Origin of the sequence: Streptomyces sp. NPDC000348 (assembly GCF_042898795.1) — a bacterium.
Classification (GTDB): domain Bacteria; phylum Actinomycetota; class Actinomycetes; order Streptomycetales; family Streptomycetaceae; genus Streptomyces.
Genome location: NZ_JBIAZD010000001.1, coordinates 40,286 through 56,209, shown reverse-complemented (window position 1 = coordinate 56,209; position 15,924 = coordinate 40,286). Strand labels below are relative to the sequence as shown.

Below are 15,924 nucleotides of genomic sequence, written 5' to 3'. Positions count from 1 at the left end.
GTCAGGCACCCAACTCCTGCGCCAGTACCGCCGCTTGCACCCGGCTGCGCAGCTCCAGTTTGCCCAGCAGACGGCTGACGTGCGTCTTCACCGTCGCCTCCGCCATGTCGAGGCGCACCGCGATGTCGGCGTTGGACAATCCCTCACCCAGACAGGACAGCACCTCGCGCTCGCGCCGGGTGAGGGCGTCCAGCACCGCCGGATCGGCGGTCGCCGGGCGGACGGGCTTCGCGGCGAACTCCGCGATCAGCCGCCGGGTGACGGCCGGGGCGACGATGCCCTCCCCGCGCGCCACCGTGCGCACCGACGCGATGAGGTCCTTCGCCTCCGTGTTCTTCAGCAGGAACCCGGCCGCCCCGGCCCGCAGCGCCCCGAACACGTACTCGTCGAGGTCGAAGGTGGTCAGCACCAGCACGTCGGCGAGTCCCTCCCCGACCACCTGCCGGGTCGCCGACACCCCGTCCAGGCGCGGCATCTGCACGTCCATCAGCACCAGATCGGGACGGAGTTCACGGGCGAGCGCCACCGCCCGCTCGCCGTCCCCCGCCTCGCCGACCACCTCGATGTCGGGGGCACTGCGCAGGATGAGGACCAGTCCGGCGCGGACGGCGGACTGGTCCTCGGCGACCAGGACCCGGATCATTGCATCTCTCCTCGGGTGATGTCGGTGACGGGAAGACGGGCGCGCACGACCCACAGCCTGCCGTCGGGGCCGCTCTCCGGTGCCGCCTCGAACGTGCCGTCCAGCAGGGCCACCCGCTCCCGCATGCCGACGAGCCCGGCCCCGGAGCCCGGCGCGCGCGGGGTGCCCCGGCCGCCGTACGGGCTGGTCACCCGGATGTCGAGACCGCCGTCGAGGCGGCACAGCCGCACGGTGACCTTCCCCGGCGCGGCGTGCTTCAGCGCGTTCGTCAGCGACTCCTGCACGATCCTGTACGCGGCGAGCTCGACCGGTGCGGGCACGGAGCCGCAGGCGGCGTCGAGGGTGACGTCCAGTCCGTTGGCCCGGGCGCCCTCGACCAGGGTGCCGAGGCCGTCGAGGGTGGGGGTCGCCGCCGGCTCCCGGTCGTCGGCCCCGTCGCGCAGGATGCCGATGAGCCGTCGCATCTCGGACAGTCCCTGGACGCTGTTCTCCCGGATCACGGTGAGCGCCTCGCGGGAGGTCTTCTCGTCCTCCAGGGAGAGCGCCGCCGTGGAGTGGATGGCGATCGCGGAGAGGTGGTTGGCGACCATGTCGTGCAACTCCCTGGCCATCCGGGCGCGTTCCGCGGTCACCGCCTGGGCGCGGTCCATCTCCGCGAGCAGCGCGGTCTGTTCGGCGCGCAGCCGCGCGGCCTCGGCGGCGTCGCGGTGGTTGCGGACGATCAGGCCGGTCGACGCGGGCGCGAACGACACGACGCCGACCCCCACCCCGATCAGCAGCGCCTCGGGCGTACGCCACACGGCGTACGGCACCAGCGAGCCGACGATGCTGAGCAGCCCGGTGATCCGGGGGATGCGGCGGGCGGAGGCGGGCGTGCCGTACAGGACGGCGGCGTACATCAGGTCGGTGTACATCAGGAGGGTGACGACGCTGCCCTGGGTGAGGGTGTCCGCGGTCAGGGCGGCCGTGCCGGTCAGCAGGGCGGTGCGCGGTGCGGTCCTGCGCAGCAGCTCACAGCAGGCCGTCACGAACAGCGGCAGCAGGATCGGCCAGCGGCCGTCGAACAGCACGATCGGCTCGTCGGCCGGCCGGGTGCCCAGCCCTATGCCCCACAGCAGCAGTCCGCCGAACAGTCCGGCGAGCGCGACCCACACGTCGAAGCGGCGGGGGCGGGGCAGTCGTACGGCCATGGCACCATCCAACACGGTGCGCGCACCCGGCGCCTGATCCCCGCGGACGGTCCTGGAGTGCATCCTTCGATGTACCGCGGGTTCGTCGGCGGCGACGACGAAACGGGCCGCTTGGCACGGGAGCCTGAAAGGGTGACCGAAGGGAGCGAACCGTGATCGTCGCCTTGATCGCCGCCTGTGAGATCGGCTTCTGGGTGCTGCTGGCCGCCGGACTGGCCTGCCGCTATCTGCTGAGGATGCCGCGCACCGGCCTCGCGCTGCTGCTGTGCGAGCCGCTGCTGGAGGTCGTCCTGCTGGTCGTCACCGCACTGGACCTGAAGAACGGCGCCGAGCCGAACTGGACCCACGGCCTGGCCGCCCTCTACATCGGCTATACCGTGGGCCACGGCCACCGCACGGTGAAGTGGCTCGACGGCCACGCCGCCCACCGGCTGGGCGGCGCGCCCAGGCCGCAGGGCCCGCCGAGGTACGGCATGCCCCGCGCCCGCCACGAGGCCATGGTGTGGCTGGGCACGCTGATCGGCGCCGCCGTGGCGACCGCGCTGCTCCAGCTCGCCGTCTGGTACGTCGACGACCCGAGCCGCACCACCTCCCTGGAGGCCTGGCGCCTCACGGCCTGGCGGGCGGCCGGCATCCACGGCCTGGTGGCCCTGACCTACTGGATCTGGCCGAAGAAGGCCCCGGCGGGCGGGTCCCCGGCCGAGCCGGACCTCGGCAAGGAGCGTGCCGGCCGATGACGCGGGCCTCGTGGAATCTCCTCGCGGGGGCCGCGACGCCGGTGGCCGGACCGGGGCTGTGGCTGTTCGCCGGGGGTGTGGACCTGCCGGTGGTCGACCCCGCCAGGGCCGGCGTGGTGATGACGCGCGCCGGCGGCGCCGAGGTCCTGCCGGGTCCGTACCGGGCCGCGCGCGGCCCGGCGGAGCCCCGGCAGGGCTCAGCGCTCCCCGCCGGGCACCCACAGCACGTCCCCGGTCTCCTTGTTCGCGATGCGGGCCAGGATGAACAGGAGGTCGGAGAGGCGGTTCAGATAGGTGGCGGTCAGGGGGTTCATGGTGTCGCCGTGGACCTCCAGCGCCGTCCAGGTGGAGCGCTCGGCCCGGCGCACGACCGTGCAGGCCTGGTGGAGCAGGGCCGCCCCGGGCGTACCGCCCGGCAGGATGAAGGAGCGGAGCTTCTCCAGCCGCCCGTTGAAGCGGTCGCAGTCCTCCTCCAGCCGGTCGACGTAGAACTGCTCGACCCGCAGCGGCGGGTACTCGGGGTTCTCCACCACCGGCGTCGACAGATCGGCGCCCACGTCGAACAGGTCGTTCTGGACGCGGGTGAGGACCTCGACGACCTCCTCCTCCAGACCGCCCAGCGCGATCGCCGTGCCGATCACCGCGTTCGCCTCGTTGGCGTCGGCGTACGCGGAGATCCGCAGATCGGTCTTGGCGACCCGGCTCATGTCACCGAGAGCGGTGGTGCCCTTGTCGCCGGTCCGGGTGTAGATACGCGTCAGGTTGACCATGGGGCCAGCCTAGTTACGCTCCGGCCGTCCGGAACACGCGTGTGCCCACCGTCACGGCGAGTACCGCGAAACCGACGGCGACGACGGCGCCGTACAGCATGGTGGTCGTCGCGTAGGCGCCGACGTAGGCGTCCCGCACCGCGTCGACCAGATAGCGGAACGGCATCAGGTGGGACAGGACGTCCAGCCAGGCGGGGCCCAGGGTCATCGGGAGCATGAGGCCCGACAGCAGCATCGACGGCATGGTCAGGGCGTTGACCGCGGGCCCGAACGTCTGCGGGGTCTCCAGCCTCATGGCGAGCGCGTAGGACAGCGCGGCCAGGGACACGGTCAGCAGGGCGACGAAGGCGAAGCCGATCAGCACGCCGGCCAGCGGCGCCCGCAGCCCCATCAGCAGCGCCGCCAGCACCAGCAGCACCGCCTGGAAGACGAACACGGTGGCGTCCCGCAGGACCCGGCCCAGCAGCAGGGCGAGGCGGCTGACCGGCGTGACCCGCATTCGCTCGACCACCCCCTGGCCCTTCTCGATGATGATCGAGAAACCGGCGAACGAGGCACCGAACAGGCCGAGTTGCAGTAACAGCCCCGGGACCAGCAGCTGCCAGGAGCTGCCCGGCCCGCCGAGCGGCAGACCGGTCAGCAGCGGACCGAAGAACAGCAGGTACAGCAGCGGCATCAGCACGCCGAAGAGCAGGGCGAAGCGGGAGCGCAGGGACTGGCGCAGATAGCGCCCGTAGATGAGCGCGGTGTCGTGGAGCAGCATCGTGGAGGTCCTATACGGCTACGGGGGCGGCGTCGGCCGGCGTGGCGCTGCGGCCCGTGACGGCGAGGAACGTGTCCTGGAGCGAGGCGTCGACCGAGCCGCCGTACTCCAGCTTCAGGGCGCCCGGTGTGCCCTCGGCGGCGACCACGCCCCGGTCGACGACGACCAGCCGGTCCGCGAGCGCGTCCGCCTCGTCGAGGTAGTGGGTGGTCAGGAACACGGTGGTGCCGTGCTCGTCGCGCAGCCGCCGCACCAGCTCCCAGAGGTCGGCGCGGCTGCCGGGGTCGAGACCGGTCGTCGGCTCGTCCAGGAACAGCACCGCCGGGCGGTGGGTGAGCGCCATCGCGATGTCCAGGCGGCGCCGCTGGCCGCCGGAGAGCGCGGCGCACTTCCGGTCGAGCAGTTCGGTGAGGTCCAGGTCGCGGGCCAGCTCCTCGGCGCGTTCGGCGGCCCGCGCCGCGCCGAGCCGGTACAGGCGGCCCTGGGTGACCAGCTCCTCCCGCACCGTGATCTGCGGATCGACCCCGCCGGACTGCGCCACGTAGCCGCAGGACCGCCGCACGCCGGCCGGGTCGGCCGCCAGGTCGTGGCCGGCCACGGTGGCCGCGCCGCCGGTGGGGGCGAGCAGGGTGGTGAGCATCCGCAGGGTGGTGGTCTTGCCGGCGCCGTTGGGGCCGAGGAAGCCGAGGATCTCGCCCTCGCGGACGGTGAGGTCGATGCCGCGCACGGCCTCCACCGGGCCGCGCTTGGTCTGGAAGGTACGGGCCAGTCCGGCCGTACTGATGATTGCCATGACCCCAGAAAAACAGAGTCGCTTAAATTTTGCAACGCCCCCAAATTTTCAGAGAGCCCAGCAATCCTCGGGTCGGCCTACGATGAGGGCATGGCAGAGGGGCTCAGGGAGCGGAAGAAGCGCGAGACCAGGCAGCGGATCTCGGACATCGCCACCGGACTCTTCCTGGAGCACGGCTTCGTGACGGTGACCATCGCCGAGGTGGCGGAGGCCGCCGACGTCTCCGTGAACACCGTCTACAACTACTTCCCCGCCAAGGAGGACCTCTTCTTCGACCGTTCCCGGGGCGTCGTCGACCAGCTCGCCCGCTGGGTCCGGGGCCGGGACACGGGGGAGTCGGCCGCCCACGCCGTCCTGCGCGAACTGCGCGCCGACATCGAGGCGGTGTCACCCCGGGTGGGCCTGATGGAGGGCTACGACCGCTTCCTGCGCGTCATCCACGACTCCCCGCAGCTGCGCTCCCGGCTGTGGAGCCTGCAGCAGGAGGTCCAGAACAACCTCGAGGCGGCGCTCCGCGAGGAGACGGGCGCCGCCCCCGGCGACCCGCTGCCGGGCCTGGTGGCCGGTCAGATCTGCTGGATCCACAGCACGGTGTTCGCCGCGATCGGCCGGGAGATGGTGAAGGGCCGCGCACCGGCCGAGGTGTCGCGCGAGATGCTCGGACTGGTCGACGGCATCGAGGAGCTGCTGAGCGACAGGGTGCTCGGTTACGCGGTGCGCGGCTGAACCGGGTTACGCCGTGGAGGCCGTGCGCAGGACGCAGAGGAGGCCCCGCACCCGGGTCCCGTCGGGCAGCTCCCAGGCGCCGGCGACATGGCCCGACGCCCCCGGCTCGGGAAGCGGCGAGCCGTCCGGGGCGGGCTCCGGGGTGCGCAGGACGCGCAGGACCGTGCCGTCCGGCGCGGACAGCGCGGTGTGCTCCTCGGTGTCCTCGACGGCGCCGAAGTCCGCCGGGACCGGGGCCTCGTCCGCGTAGGCGCGGACGACCTCCGGGTCGGGGGTGTCGCTGACGCTCTGGGCCTGGGCCCGCACCCGGCCCTCGATCAGCGCCGCCAACTCGGCGACGGCCACCGGGTCGTGGCAGCCGTCGTAGACCCAGCGCCGCCCGAGGACACCGTGTTCCGCGGTGCCGACGAGGGCGTGCTCCGCCCCGTCGAGGGGAGCGCCCCGGTAGGTGAGCGGCACCAGGTAGGCGGCCGGCGCGGAGCCGGAGGCGTCGGTGACGACCATGAACTCGATGCCGACCTCCCCCTTCGGGTCGTCGAGCCGGAAACCGCCGGCCCGGGTCAGCCGCGGAGCCCCCGCCCCTCCGTGGTACCAGGGGCGCGAGGGCAGCCAGGCGGCCAGCAGTTCGAGCTTGGTCGGCTCGAGGGTGGTGCGGTGGATCACGGCCATGCTGAGGTTCTCCTCCGTCGACGGGACACCGGCCCTCCTACCCTCGCACCCGCCACGGGCGCGGCGGCCGCTTCCGGCCGGGTCGGCGCACCGCCGGCGGACGCGGGACCGGGCGGTCCTGGCGGTCCTGACGGTCCGTCGGCTCCGCACGCGCCTGCCGTCGGTGTGATGTCCGTCATGTGAGACGTGACGCGCGTTACTTACCGGTCACACGGCGCCCCTCGAACGCTAATGTCCGCTCCTGGAGAACAAGACAGCGCGTATCAGGGGAGTCGCACAGTGGCACGCAAGCTCGCCGTCATCGGGGCCGGTCTCATGGGGTCCGGCATCGCCCAGGTCTCCGCCCGGGCGGGCTGGGAGGTCGTTTTGCGGGACGTCACCGACGAGGCGCTCACGCGCGGCACCGACGGGATCAAGGCCTCGTACGACAAGTTCGTGAGCAAGGGCAGGCTGGAGGCGCACGACGCCGACGCCGCCCTCGCCCGGATCACCCCGACCACCGACCTGGACGCCTGCGCGGACGCGGACGTCGTGGTCGAGGCCGTGTTCGAGAAGCTCGAGGTCAAGCACGAGATCTTCCGCGCGCTCGACGGGATCGTGCGGGAGGACGCCGTCCTCGCCTCCAACACCTCCGCCATCCCGATCACCAAGATCGCGGCCGTGACGGAGCGCCCGGAGCGGGTCGTCGGCACCCACTTCTTCTCGCCGGTCCCGATGATGCAGCTGTGCGAACTGGTCCGCGGTTACAAGACCAGCGACGAAACCCTGGCCAGGGCGCGGGAGTTCGCCGAGTCGGTCGGCAAGACCTGTATCGTCGTCAACCGCGACGTCGCCGGCTTCGTCACCACCCGTCTCATCTGCGCCCTCGTCGTCGAGGCCGCCAAGCTGTACGAGTCGGGCGTGGCGAGCGCCGAGGACATCGACCTGGCCTGCAAGCTGGGCTTCGGCCACGCCATGGGACCGCTGGCCACCGCCGACCTGACCGGCGTGGACATCCTGCTGCACGCGACGTCCAACATCTACACCGAGTCCCAGGACGAGAAGTTCGCCGCTCCCGAGCTGATGCGCCGGATGGTTGACGCCGGTGACATCGGCCGCAAGAGCGGGCAGGGCTTCTACGGGCACTGACACCGCGCATGCGCCCCGGCACGCATCACACGCCGGGGTGAATTCGGTATCGGTTCGCTCACAGGCAGCAACCTCGGGCGCCACCACGCAGTCAGAGGTTGCGTCACCTGCCGTTTCAGAAAACGCGGAGCACGAGACGTACCACGGGGAGCGCATATGTACATCAGGGGCGACCACGTCGAGCTGGTCGTCGGGGGCCGCCTCGACGTCCGCAGCGCGGCGGACGCCCGTACGGTCCTGCACTCGGCCGTCGACGACGGAGTCGGCGACCTGGTGCTCGACCTGTCCGATCTGGACTCCTGGGACGCCACCGGACTCGGTGTGATCATGGGGGCCCACCGGCGGGCCGGCCGCTGCGGCCGGCGCCTGGTGCTGCGGGACGTGCCGCCGCAGATGCAGCGCCTGTTGGTGGCCACCCGGCTGCACCGGATCCTGGCGATCGAGGGAGGCATCGGGGTGGACACGCTGCCCCGCGTGTGAGGGCGTACGCGTGCGGGACGGACGGCCCCCGACGACCCGGCCCGACCTCGGCGAACCGTGCGACGCGCGCACAATCCTCACGAGACTGTGATGTCTCGGACCACGCGGTACCCCGAACTGTCATGGATACTGAGCGAAGGTTTAGGGTTCGGCTGCCCGCTGCCCTGTAAACCCCGAGTGGGCCCGGACCGGACGTGACAGCGCGGTGTGCGGCGAGGTCGGGAGGGGCTTCCACCACACGACGCTTTTGGGGGGCTAGGACCTATGGACCCGAACAACCCGGGACCCGAGGAGTACGGCCAGGAAGGCGCCGGCCCTGCGCCGCGCCAGCGTCCGCCCCGGGAATCCCTCACGTCCGACTTCGGACAGCCCGCGCTCGCCCGCACGGTGCGGCTCGTCTCCGGCGACTTCCTGCTGACCGTCAACCCCGTCGACGGCAGCGAGATCGAGCCCTGCCCGCCCGCCGAACGGCCGGCCCGCCCCGTGAAGCTGACCGAGGCCGAGCGCGCCGAGGTCGAGCGGGCCGCCAGGCCGCCCGTCCCGCCGGGCCCCGCGCAGCTCCCGCTGCCGCTGCCGGCCCGTCAGGACGAGCGCGAGAAGCTGGTCCGGCTGCTGGCCCGCGGCCGCTCCGCACGCCTCACCGGCCCGGCCGGCTCCGGCCGCACCCGGCTCCTCGACATCGTCGCCGAGGACTGCGCGGACCTCGCCCCCGACGGCGTCGTCCGCCTGAACGGCCACCGCCGCTCCGCCGACGACCTGCTGTACGACCTCTTCCACGCCGTCCACGACGCCCCGCTGCACCGCCCGGACCGCGACGAACTCGCCGACTGCGTCCGTGAGATCGGCGCCGTCGTCGTCCTCGACGACCTGGAGTTCGGCGGCGCGGCCCTCGACGAGCTGCTGGACGCCACCCCCGAGTGCGCCTTCCTGTTCGCCGCCACCCCGGACGTGCCCGAGCCGTCCGCCGGCGCCGGCGTCGAGGAGGTCGCCCTCCCCGGTCTCGACCGTGCGGCCAGTCTCGACCTGCTCAAGCAGGCCGTCGGCCGGAGCCTCACCGAGGAGGAGGCCAACTGGGCCGGCGACCTCTGGTTCGAGTCCGAGGGCCTGCCGCTGCGCTTCGTCCAGGCCGGCGCCCTGCTGCGGCAGCGCGACCGGCTGCGGGCCGGCGCCGACGCCGTCGACGAGTTCGGCGTCTTCGAGGACGTACGGCCCGACGAGGCCGCCCACGCCCCCGCGGACGGCGACGAGGTGCCGCTGCCCTCGCTCGGCGAGGCCGCCGCCCCCGCCCCGCTGCTCGCCTCCCGGCTCAGCGCCTCCGCCCGCGCCACCCTGAGGCTCGCCGTCGCGCTCGGCGGCGAGGTGCCCCACCAGGCGCACCTGCCCGCCCTGGTGGGCGACACCCATGCCGACGCCGCGCTCGGCGAACTGGCCGCCTGCGGACTGGTCTCCCCGGCCGGCTCCCGCTACCGGCTCGCCGCCGGGGTGCCGGCCCAGCTGGAGGCCGCCGGATACGCCGACGAGGCCGAGGACCGGGCCCGCGACGCCGCCCGGCACTACGCCTGGTGGACCGGGCACCCCTCGGTCACCCCGGAGCGGGTCTGCGCCGAGGCCGACGCGGTGCTCGCCGCGCTCGCCGTGCTGTCGCCGCTCACCACGGACACCGACGAGGACGAGCGGAGCACGGCCGTGCGGCTGGCCCGTACCGCCGCGCCCGCGTTCGCCGCGGGCCTGCACTGGAGCGCCTGGGAGAAGGCGCTGCGGGCCGGTGCGGAGGCCGCCCGGCTCGCGGGGGACGTGGCGGAACAGGCCTACTTCCACCACGAGCTCGGCGTCCACGCCCTGTGCGCCGGGCAGCTCGAGCGGGCGCGCGCCGAACTGGAGGTGTCCATCGGGCTGCGCGGCGCCGTCGCCGACAAGCGCGGCACGGTCGCCGGACGCAGGGCGCTGGCCCTGGTCGCCGACCGCTCCGGAACGCCGCTGACGCTCGTGCCGACCGCGGGGGAGGAGGTGCCCGAGGCCCGCTACGAGGAGCCGGCCCCACCGCCCCGCGGAGTGCCGACGGCGTTCCCGGAGCTCCAGCCGCCCTCGGACGCCGCCCTGGTCGTCCACCGCCCGGTGCCGGCGCCGTCCACGCCGCCGGCCAAGCCGGGCGGCGGTATCCGGGGGCTGGCCAGGCGCAACCTGGTGGCGGCCGGCGCGGGCGCGTTGCTCGTCGCCGTGCTGGGCACGGTGGTCACCCTGGGCGCCACGTCGGAGAACGACGCCGGCACCCCGTCCGAGAACGTCGGCGTCAACCCCTCCGCCAGCCAGGGCGTCGACGACGGCAGCCTCGGCGCCGACCCGGCGGCCGAGGAGGGCGACGGCGACACCGGCGGGGCCACCGGCCGGCCGGCCGATCCGGGCCCGGACGGCACCCCGGGCACCTCCGACGACCCGACGCCCACGGCCGGCGAGTCGGGGGAGCCGTCGGACGGCCCGAGCGGGACGACGGAGCCGGACGATCCGACCACGTCGCCGTCCGCCTCGCCCTCGAAGTCGCCGACCACGAAGCCCACGACACCCAAGCCGCCCACGTCCCCGGATCCGGAGCCGACCGAGACGGAGCCGACCGAGGAGCCGACCGACCCCGGGACCACGGACCCGACCACCGACCCCGGGACCCCGCCGCCGTCGACCAGCGATTCCGCGAGCGGCTCCGCCCCGTCCTCTCCCGTGGAGACGAGCGCGAGCGCCCCGGAGGGCAGCGGTGCGGGCACGCCCGGCGGCCCGGAGCAGGTGATCTGACCCCGCGGGCACACGCGAGGGCCGGGTTCCCGACGGAACCCGGCCCTCGCTTTTGTGGCGGAGCGGTCAGAACAGCCGCAGCTTGTCGTCCTCGATGCCGCGCATCGCGTCGTAGTCGAGGACCTGGCAGCCGATGCCCCGGTCGGTCGCGAGGACCCGGGCCTGCGGCTTGATCTCCTGGGCGGCGAAGACGCCCCGCACCGGGGCGAGATGGGGATCGCGGTTCAGCAGCTCCAGATAGCGCGTGAGCTGCTCCACGCCGTCGATCTCGCCGCGCCGCTTGATCTCCACCGCGACGGTCCGCCCCTCGGCGTCCCGGCACAGGATGTCGACCGGGCCGATCGCCGTCATGTACTCGCGGCGGACGAGGGTGTAGCCCTCGCCCAGGATCTCGATGCGGTCAGCGAGCAGTTCCTGGAGGTGCGCTTCCACGCCGTCCTTGATCAGGCCGGGATCGACGCCCAGTTCGTGCGAGGAGTCGTGGAGGATCTCCTCCATCGTGATGATGAGCTTCTCGCCCGCCTTGTTGACGACGGTCCAGACGCCCTCTTCGTCGCCGGCGCCCTCCTTCAGCGTGCAGGGCGGCGACATCCAGTTCAGGGGCTTGTAGGCCCGGTCGTCGGCGTGGATCGAGACGCTGCCGTCCGCCTTGACCAGGATCAGACGGGGTGCCGACGGCAGGTGCGCGGTGAGCCGCCCGGCGTAGTCCACGGAGCAGCGGGCAATGACGAGACGCATGGTCGGCAACGCTACTCGACCGGCCCGCCCCGACGCGATTCGCCGTCACACATGACCCTCGGGACCCACGGGTCGCGTCCTGAATCTCCGGGAAAACGCGTGTTTCGGCGATGGCCGATTACCGGCCCACAGGAAGTCCCGCATCCGGGCGTTCGCCTGGTGCCGTCACCGTCCGTTGCTTACGGTGGTGAACGGGAGGTCGCGGACTGTGTACGCAGCGTGTTTGATATCGCGCACTCCCTTATCTGTCAGGCAACCCCTGATCGTTGGGGGTGCGAGAGGAGAACCCATGTCGCTCGACGTCTCACCGGCCCTACTCGAACAGGCCGAGCGAGGCGAGGTCGACGAAGCTGAATTCGTCGACTGCGTCCGGACCTCCCTGCCCTTCGCGTGGGAGATGATCAGCTCCCTGGTGGCCCAGCTGAAGGTGGACGGCGGAGCCTTCGCCGACAACCAGACGCCCCCGCCGGACGAGCAGGCACGCGGTCAGCTGCTGCGTGCGCTCGCGAGTGACGCGATACGCGGCGCGCTGCAACGCCACTTCGGTGTACGGCTGGCCTTCCAGAACTGCCACCGGGTGGCCGTGTTCCCGCTTGACTCCTCGGTCGACGAGAAGCTGGCCCGCTTCACCTCGGTGCGCGCTCAGGTGCTGAACCAGTCGCCGGAACTGCGCGACTGCTGACGCGCTCCGTCGTTCGCTTGCCGCTCCGTACGCGGGAGGTGCAGTGGTACCGGGGCGGCAAGCCTGCGTGAACCCCGCTCGCTCAGACGAGCCGGGGGAGCACCTCGGCTCCGAGCCGCCGCACGTTCTCCTCGGTCGCCGCCAGGTCGCCGGAGCCCTCGACGAGCAGGGCGAAGCGGGAGATGCCGGTCCGCTCGCTGGTCGCGGCGAGCCGGTCGGCGCACAGGCGCGGGGGGCCCACCGGGTGCAGTCCGCAGAGGAGTTCGGTGTACGCCAGCGGGTCGCGCATCTGCCGCCGTCGCCCGTCCACCGTGACATGGGCCTCGAGACCCTGCTTCAGCCAGCCGGGCATCGCCTTCATCAGGGTCTCGGCCGCGTCCGCGCGCCGGTCCGCGATCTGGCAGACACCGGCCGAGACGTGGGCCGCGCGGTGGACCTCCCGGGCTGGCCGGCCGCAGGCGCGCGCGTGCTGCCGCCACAGGGCGACCATCTCGGCCTTCTCCTCGTCCCCGATGTGCATGCCGAGCAGCATCGGCAGCCCGCGCTCGGCGGCCAGCCGTACGCTCGCCGGGGAGGTGCAGGCGACCACGACCTCCGGCCCCCCGGTCTCGGTGAGGGCCTCCGACGGGCGGGGGACGACGGGCACCTCGCGGAAGCGGAACCGCTCGCCATCGGCCCCGACGGACGGTTCGCGCAGCCAGCGCACCAGCAGGTCGAGCGACTCGGGGAACCCCTTCTCGTACGCCTCGAGACCGGCCCCGAACACCTCCAGGTCGACCCACGGCCCGCCGCGCCCGAGGCCCAGCGAGAACCGGCCGCCGCTCGTGACGTGCAGCAGCGCGGCCTGCTCGCCGAGGGCCACGGGGTGGGTGGTGGGCAGCACGCTGACCGCCGTGCCGACCCGCAGCCGACGGGTGCGGCCGAGCAGTAACGCGGCCAGGGTGACGGCCGACGGGCAGGTGCCGTAGGGCACGAAGTGGTGCTCGGCCAGCCAGACCGTGTCGAGCCCCGCCTCCTCGGCGACCTCGGCCGAGCGGACCGCGCGGTGCAGCGCCTCTCCCTCGCCCTGCCCGGGGAACTGGGCGGCCAACACGAAACTTCCAACGCGCATTGCTTTCCTGCTTCCTTGGCTCCGACGCGGAGCTCCCCCGCAGGGCATAACCGCCTGACACGTGCCGAGGACACGGTCGGGCGAGGGAATTTGCGGATTGTCTGCAGAATCGGCCGGTCAGCAGGGGGTGCCGCATCACCACGGAGGGGACTTGTGACGATTGGCGGCGTACGCGTACCCCTGCACGCGCCGCGTAGGCTGGACGCGGCCCCAGCATCCTGTATAGCCCCGTGAGGTGTCCTGTGTCCCCGCGTCGCAACCGACCCAAGGGAGCCGGTTCGTCCGGCCGGAGCGCCGAGGACGACCGCTCCGGCCGCTACGGCGGCTGGCAGTCGACGGAGAGCTGGCAGGGCGAGGAGTGGAGCGTGCGGCACGTGGCGGGCGCCAGTGCCCAGGGCAAGGCCTACCGGTGCCCGGGCTGCGACCAGTTGATCCCGGACGGGGTGCCGCACGTGGTGGCCTGGCCCGAGCACTCGGGCGTCGACGAGCGCCGGCACTGGCACAAGGCCTGCTGGAACGCCAAGGACCGCCGCACCACGCGGGTGCAGCGGTCCCGTAACGCGCCGAGGTTCTGAAGCCCCGTCACACGTCCCGCTTCTGCAGCAGGGCGAAGGCGCCGCCGAGCGCGGCCGCCGTGACGGCCAGCATGATCCACAGCGGGTCCCAGCCCGACGGACCCGACTCGGAGAGCGAGTTGGCGTAGAAGATGCTCATCTGGTTGGGGATGGAGTACTCGAACAGCGCCTCCTGCACGTCCGCCAGCGAGGACGAGAACATGAACAGCGCGATCACCAGCGGGGCGAGCACGGCACCGATCATGAGGGTGATGGCGCCCGCCGAGTGCCGGATGATCGACCCGACCGCCAGCGACAGCGTGCCGAGCAGCGCCACGTAGAGCGAGACGCCGACCGTGCCCTTCAGCCACTCCTCGCCGGTGGGCTCCTTGGCGTTGTTGCCCTCCAGCAGCGCCATGTGCAGGAAGCCGACCAGGGTCGCGCACACCAGGGTCACCACGAAGGCGATCAGGAAGAACACCAGGGCCTTCGCCAGGAGCACCCGTCCGCGCGAGGGGCAGGCGACCATCGTGGTGCGGATCATGCCGGTGCCGTACTCCGACGCCGTGGTCAGCACGCCCAGCGTGATGATGCACATGCCGCCCAGCAGCAGCCCGAAGAAGCCGAGGGAGAGCGGGCTCTCGCCGCCCATGTCGGGGTCGGCGCTCGAGACCACCAGTCCGGTCAGCAGGCCGATGCCGACCACGAGCAGCACGAACACGCCCAGCGTCCACATGGTCGAGCGCACGGACTTGATCTTCGTCCACTCGGAGGCGAGCGCGTGCCCGAGGTGCGTACGGACCACGGGGATCGGCGAGGTGTAGTTGGGGTACGGGGAGCCGGGCACCGCCTGCCAGTCGGGTGCGGCGGTCTGCGGCATCGGGGGCGGAGGCGTGCTCATCGGGCGTCCTCGGACTTGGTCAGGTCGGTGGCGGGAGCGGTCGGGGGCGCGGCGGGCGGGGCCGCCGGCACCGGACCGGGCGGCGCCTGGGGCGCCTGCGGGGCGGGCTGCGCGTACGGGTTGGGCGCGGGGACGCCCGGGGCCCCTCCGGGGACGCCCGGGGCGCCGTAGGGGCCCGCGGGAGCCTGTGCGGGCGCGCCCTGCGGCGCGGCGAAGGGCTGCCCGCCCTGCTGGGGCGGCGGCGGGGCGTACCAGCCGGGCTGGCCCTGGCCCGGAACCGGCATCGGCGGCTGCGCGCCGGGCGGCAGCGGCTGCTGGAGCCCGGCCTTCTGGTCGGTGGTCGAGCGGTAGTCGACGGCGCCCTGCGTCATCCGCATGTACGCCTCCTCCAGCGAGGCCTGGTGCGGCGACAGCTCCCACAGCCGTACGCCGGAGTCGTGGGCGATGTCGCTGATGCGCGGCAACGCCAGTCCCGTCACCCGCAGCGCGCCCTCCTGCTCGGGCAGCACGTGGCCGCCGGCCTCGGTGATCGCGGCGGACAGCTTCTCGCGCTGCTGCGGCTCGGTGTCGGGGGTGCGCACGCGCGCGAAGTCGGCGGAGTTGGCGGAGATGAAGTCCGTCACGCTCATGTCGGCGAGCAGTTGTCCGCGCCCGATGACGATGAGGTGGTCGGCGGTCAGCGCCATCTCGCTCATCAGGTGGGAGGAGACGAAGACCGTACGGCCCTCGGCGGCCAGCGCCTTCATCAGGTTGCGCACCCAGAGGATGCCCTCGGGGTCGAGGCCGTTGACCGGCTCGTCGAACAGCAGCACCTGGGGGTCGCCGAGCAGCGCGGCGGCGATGCCGAGCCGCTGGCCCATGCCCAGCGAGAAGCCCTTGGACCGCCGGCGCGCCACGTCGTGCAGGCCCACCACACCCAGCACCTCGTCCACACGCCGGGCCGGGATGCCCGACAGCTGGGCAAGGCTCAGCAGGTGGCTGCGGGCGGACCGGCCGCCGTGCACCGCCTTCGCGTCCAGCAGTGCGCCGACCTGACGGGGGGCGTTGGGCAGCTTGCGGTACGGGTAGCCGCCGATCGTGACCTGTCCCGCGGTGGGGTTGTCCAGGCCGAGGATCATCCGCATCGTGGTCGACTTGCCCGAGCCGTTGGGTCCCAGGAACCCGGTGACGGCACCGGGCCGCACCTGGAAGGAGAGGTTGTACACAGCGGTCTTGTCGCCGTACCGCTTGGTCAGGCCGACTGCCTCGATCATGC

At 72.9% G+C, this 15,924-nt stretch carries 17 protein-coding genes and 1 pseudogene; 8 read left to right on the top strand and 10 right to left on the bottom strand.

Annotated elements, in window-relative coordinates:
- Position 1 precedes the first annotated feature (1 nt).
- Complete coding sequence (locus ACFY3N_RS00280; protein WP_390814409.1) at positions 2-643, bottom strand: response regulator; 642 nt, start codon at positions 641-643, stop codon at positions 2-4.
- On the bottom strand, positions 640-1,833 hold the full coding sequence (locus tag ACFY3N_RS00275; RefSeq protein ID WP_390814408.1) for a sensor histidine kinase: 1,194 nt from the start codon (positions 1,831-1,833) through the stop codon (positions 640-642). Before ACFY3N_RS00275 ends, ACFY3N_RS00280 begins: the two co-directional genes overlap by 4 nt.
- Positions 1,834-1,985: 152 nt before the next feature.
- On the opposite strand from ACFY3N_RS00275, the gene ACFY3N_RS00270 reads away from it, so the two are divergent.
- Both ACFY3N_RS00270 and ACFY3N_RS00265 read left to right on the top strand, forming a co-directional pair.
- Complete coding sequence (locus tag ACFY3N_RS00270; protein ID WP_390814407.1) at positions 1,986-2,570, top strand: hypothetical protein; 585 nt, start codon at positions 1,986-1,988, stop codon at positions 2,568-2,570.
- Positions 2,567-2,686 (top strand): annotated as a pseudogene (locus ACFY3N_RS00265) (DUF5708 family protein); the annotation flags it as partial. The gene ACFY3N_RS00270 and the pseudogene ACFY3N_RS00265, both read left to right, overlap by 4 nt.
- Before the next feature lie 81 nt (positions 2,687-2,767).
- Here the strand turns inward: ACFY3N_RS00265 and ACFY3N_RS00260 are convergent.
- The 3 genes from ACFY3N_RS00260 to ACFY3N_RS00250 are packed head-to-tail and all read right to left on the bottom strand — an operon-like array spanning position 2,768 to position 4,896.
- Entirely contained in the window at positions 2,768-3,340 is a 573-nt protein-coding gene (locus ACFY3N_RS00260; protein ID WP_390814406.1) for a cob(I)yrinic acid a,c-diamide adenosyltransferase, read from the bottom strand.
- Between the two features lie 13 nt (positions 3,341-3,353).
- Positions 3,354-4,103, bottom strand: a complete 750-nt coding sequence (locus tag ACFY3N_RS00255) for an ABC transporter permease (RefSeq protein ID WP_390814405.1) — start codon at positions 4,101-4,103, stop codon at positions 3,354-3,356.
- Between the two features lie 10 nt (positions 4,104-4,113).
- Positions 4,114-4,896, bottom strand: coding sequence for an ABC transporter ATP-binding protein (locus ACFY3N_RS00250; RefSeq protein WP_390814404.1), 783 nt, complete (start codon positions 4,894-4,896; stop codon positions 4,114-4,116).
- A 90-nt stretch (positions 4,897-4,986) separates the two neighbouring features.
- Between ACFY3N_RS00250 and ACFY3N_RS00245 the strand changes: the two genes are divergently transcribed.
- The gene (locus tag ACFY3N_RS00245; protein WP_390814403.1) at positions 4,987-5,622 is read left to right on the top strand and encodes a TetR/AcrR family transcriptional regulator; all 636 of its coding nucleotides are present in this window, start codon (positions 4,987-4,989) and stop codon (positions 5,620-5,622) included.
- A gap of 6 nt (positions 5,623-5,628) precedes the next feature.
- On the opposite strand, the gene ACFY3N_RS00240 is transcribed toward ACFY3N_RS00245, so the two are convergent.
- Positions 5,629-6,291 (bottom strand): 1,4-alpha-glucan branching protein, encoded by a 663-nt coding sequence (locus tag ACFY3N_RS00240; protein WP_390814402.1) that lies wholly within the window; start codon positions 6,289-6,291, stop codon positions 5,629-5,631.
- A gap of 279 nt (positions 6,292-6,570) precedes the next feature.
- On the opposite strand from ACFY3N_RS00240, the gene ACFY3N_RS00235 reads away from it, so the two are divergent.
- The 3 genes from ACFY3N_RS00235 to ACFY3N_RS00225 all read left to right on the top strand — a co-directional run bounded on the left by ACFY3N_RS00235 (position 6,571) and on the right by ACFY3N_RS00225 (position 10,683).
- Positions 6,571-7,419, top strand: coding sequence for a 3-hydroxyacyl-CoA dehydrogenase family protein (locus ACFY3N_RS00235; RefSeq protein WP_390814401.1), 849 nt, complete (start codon positions 6,571-6,573; stop codon positions 7,417-7,419).
- Between the two features lie 156 nt (positions 7,420-7,575).
- Positions 7,576-7,899 (top strand): STAS domain-containing protein, encoded by a 324-nt coding sequence (locus ACFY3N_RS00230; RefSeq protein WP_390814400.1) that lies wholly within the window; start codon positions 7,576-7,578, stop codon positions 7,897-7,899.
- A 264-nt stretch (positions 7,900-8,163) separates the two neighbouring features.
- Positions 8,164-10,683 (top strand): ATP-binding protein, encoded by a 2,520-nt coding sequence (locus tag ACFY3N_RS00225; protein WP_390814399.1) that lies wholly within the window; start codon positions 8,164-8,166, stop codon positions 10,681-10,683.
- Between the two features lie 66 nt (positions 10,684-10,749).
- On the opposite strand, the gene nucS is transcribed toward ACFY3N_RS00225, so the two are convergent.
- On the bottom strand, positions 10,750-11,421 hold the full coding sequence (nucS, locus tag ACFY3N_RS00220) for an endonuclease NucS (protein ID WP_390814398.1): 672 nt from the start codon (positions 11,419-11,421) through the stop codon (positions 10,750-10,752).
- A 289-nt stretch (positions 11,422-11,710) separates the two neighbouring features.
- On the opposite strand from nucS, the gene ACFY3N_RS00215 reads away from it, so the two are divergent.
- Complete coding sequence (locus ACFY3N_RS00215; RefSeq protein ID WP_390814397.1) at positions 11,711-12,103, top strand: SCO5389 family protein; 393 nt, start codon at positions 11,711-11,713, stop codon at positions 12,101-12,103.
- An 82-nt stretch (positions 12,104-12,185) separates the two neighbouring features.
- Here ACFY3N_RS00215 and ACFY3N_RS00210 read toward each other — a convergent pair whose 3' ends face one another.
- Positions 12,186-13,214 carry an LLM class flavin-dependent oxidoreductase gene (locus ACFY3N_RS00210; protein WP_390814396.1) on the bottom strand — a complete coding sequence of 343 codons (1,029 nt, stop codon included), beginning with the start codon at positions 13,212-13,214 and terminating at the stop codon, positions 12,186-12,188.
- Positions 13,215-13,456: 242 nt separating this feature from the next.
- Between ACFY3N_RS00210 and ACFY3N_RS00205 the strand changes: the two genes are divergently transcribed.
- Positions 13,457-13,789, top strand: coding sequence for an ATP/GTP-binding protein (locus ACFY3N_RS00205; RefSeq protein WP_361028730.1), 333 nt, complete (start codon positions 13,457-13,459; stop codon positions 13,787-13,789).
- 7 nt (positions 13,790-13,796) lie between these two features.
- Here the strand turns inward: ACFY3N_RS00205 and ACFY3N_RS00200 are convergent, their stop codons facing one another.
- Together ACFY3N_RS00200 and ACFY3N_RS00195 are read right to left on the bottom strand one after the other, a co-directional pair.
- Complete coding sequence (locus tag ACFY3N_RS00200) at positions 13,797-14,669, bottom strand: ABC transporter permease subunit (RefSeq protein WP_390814395.1); 873 nt, start codon at positions 14,667-14,669, stop codon at positions 13,797-13,799.
- The gene (locus tag ACFY3N_RS00195) at positions 14,666-15,922 is read right to left on the bottom strand and encodes an ABC transporter ATP-binding protein (protein ID WP_390814394.1); all 1,257 of its coding nucleotides are present in this window, start codon (positions 15,920-15,922) and stop codon (positions 14,666-14,668) included. Before ACFY3N_RS00195 ends, ACFY3N_RS00200 begins: the two co-directional genes overlap by 4 nt.
- Positions 15,923-15,924 lie beyond the last annotated feature (2 nt).

Excerpts from the sequence above, each read along its gene's own strand:
- ACFY3N_RS00280 (WP_390814409.1), bottom strand. The coding sequence starts at position 643 with ATGATCCGGGTCCTGGTCGCCGAGGACCAGTCCGCCGTCCGCGCCGGA.
- ACFY3N_RS00275 (WP_390814408.1), bottom strand. The coding sequence starts at position 1,833 with ATGGCCGTACGACTGCCCCGCCCCCGCCGCTTCGACGTGTGGGTCGCG.
- ACFY3N_RS00260 (WP_390814406.1), bottom strand. The coding sequence starts at position 3,340 with ATGGTCAACCTGACGCGTATCTACACCCGGACCGGCGACAAGGGCACC.
- ACFY3N_RS00255 (WP_390814405.1), bottom strand. The coding sequence starts at position 4,103 with ATGCTGCTCCACGACACCGCGCTCATCTACGGGCGCTATCTGCGCCAG.
- ACFY3N_RS00250 (WP_390814404.1), bottom strand. The coding sequence starts at position 4,896 with ATGGCAATCATCAGTACGGCCGGACTGGCCCGTACCTTCCAGACCAAG.
- ACFY3N_RS00245 (WP_390814403.1), top strand. The coding sequence starts at position 4,987 with ATGGCAGAGGGGCTCAGGGAGCGGAAGAAGCGCGAGACCAGGCAGCGG.
- ACFY3N_RS00240 (WP_390814402.1), bottom strand. The coding sequence starts at position 6,291 with ATGGCCGTGATCCACCGCACCACCCTCGAGCCGACCAAGCTCGAACTG.
- ACFY3N_RS00230 (WP_390814400.1), top strand. The coding sequence starts at position 7,576 with ATGTACATCAGGGGCGACCACGTCGAGCTGGTCGTCGGGGGCCGCCTC.
- ACFY3N_RS00225 (WP_390814399.1), top strand. The coding sequence starts at position 8,164 with ATGGACCCGAACAACCCGGGACCCGAGGAGTACGGCCAGGAAGGCGCC.
- nucS (WP_390814398.1), bottom strand. The coding sequence starts at position 11,421 with ATGCGTCTCGTCATTGCCCGCTGCTCCGTGGACTACGCCGGGCGGCTC.
- ACFY3N_RS00215 (WP_390814397.1), top strand. The coding sequence starts at position 11,711 with ATGTCGCTCGACGTCTCACCGGCCCTACTCGAACAGGCCGAGCGAGGC.
- ACFY3N_RS00210 (WP_390814396.1), bottom strand. The coding sequence starts at position 13,214 with ATGCGCGTTGGAAGTTTCGTGTTGGCCGCCCAGTTCCCCGGGCAGGGC.
- ACFY3N_RS00200 (WP_390814395.1), bottom strand. The coding sequence starts at position 14,669 with ATGAGCACGCCTCCGCCCCCGATGCCGCAGACCGCCGCACCCGACTGG.
- ACFY3N_RS00195 (WP_390814394.1), bottom strand. The coding sequence starts at position 15,922 with ATGATCGAGGCAGTCGGCCTGACCAAGCGGTACGGCGACAAGACCGCT.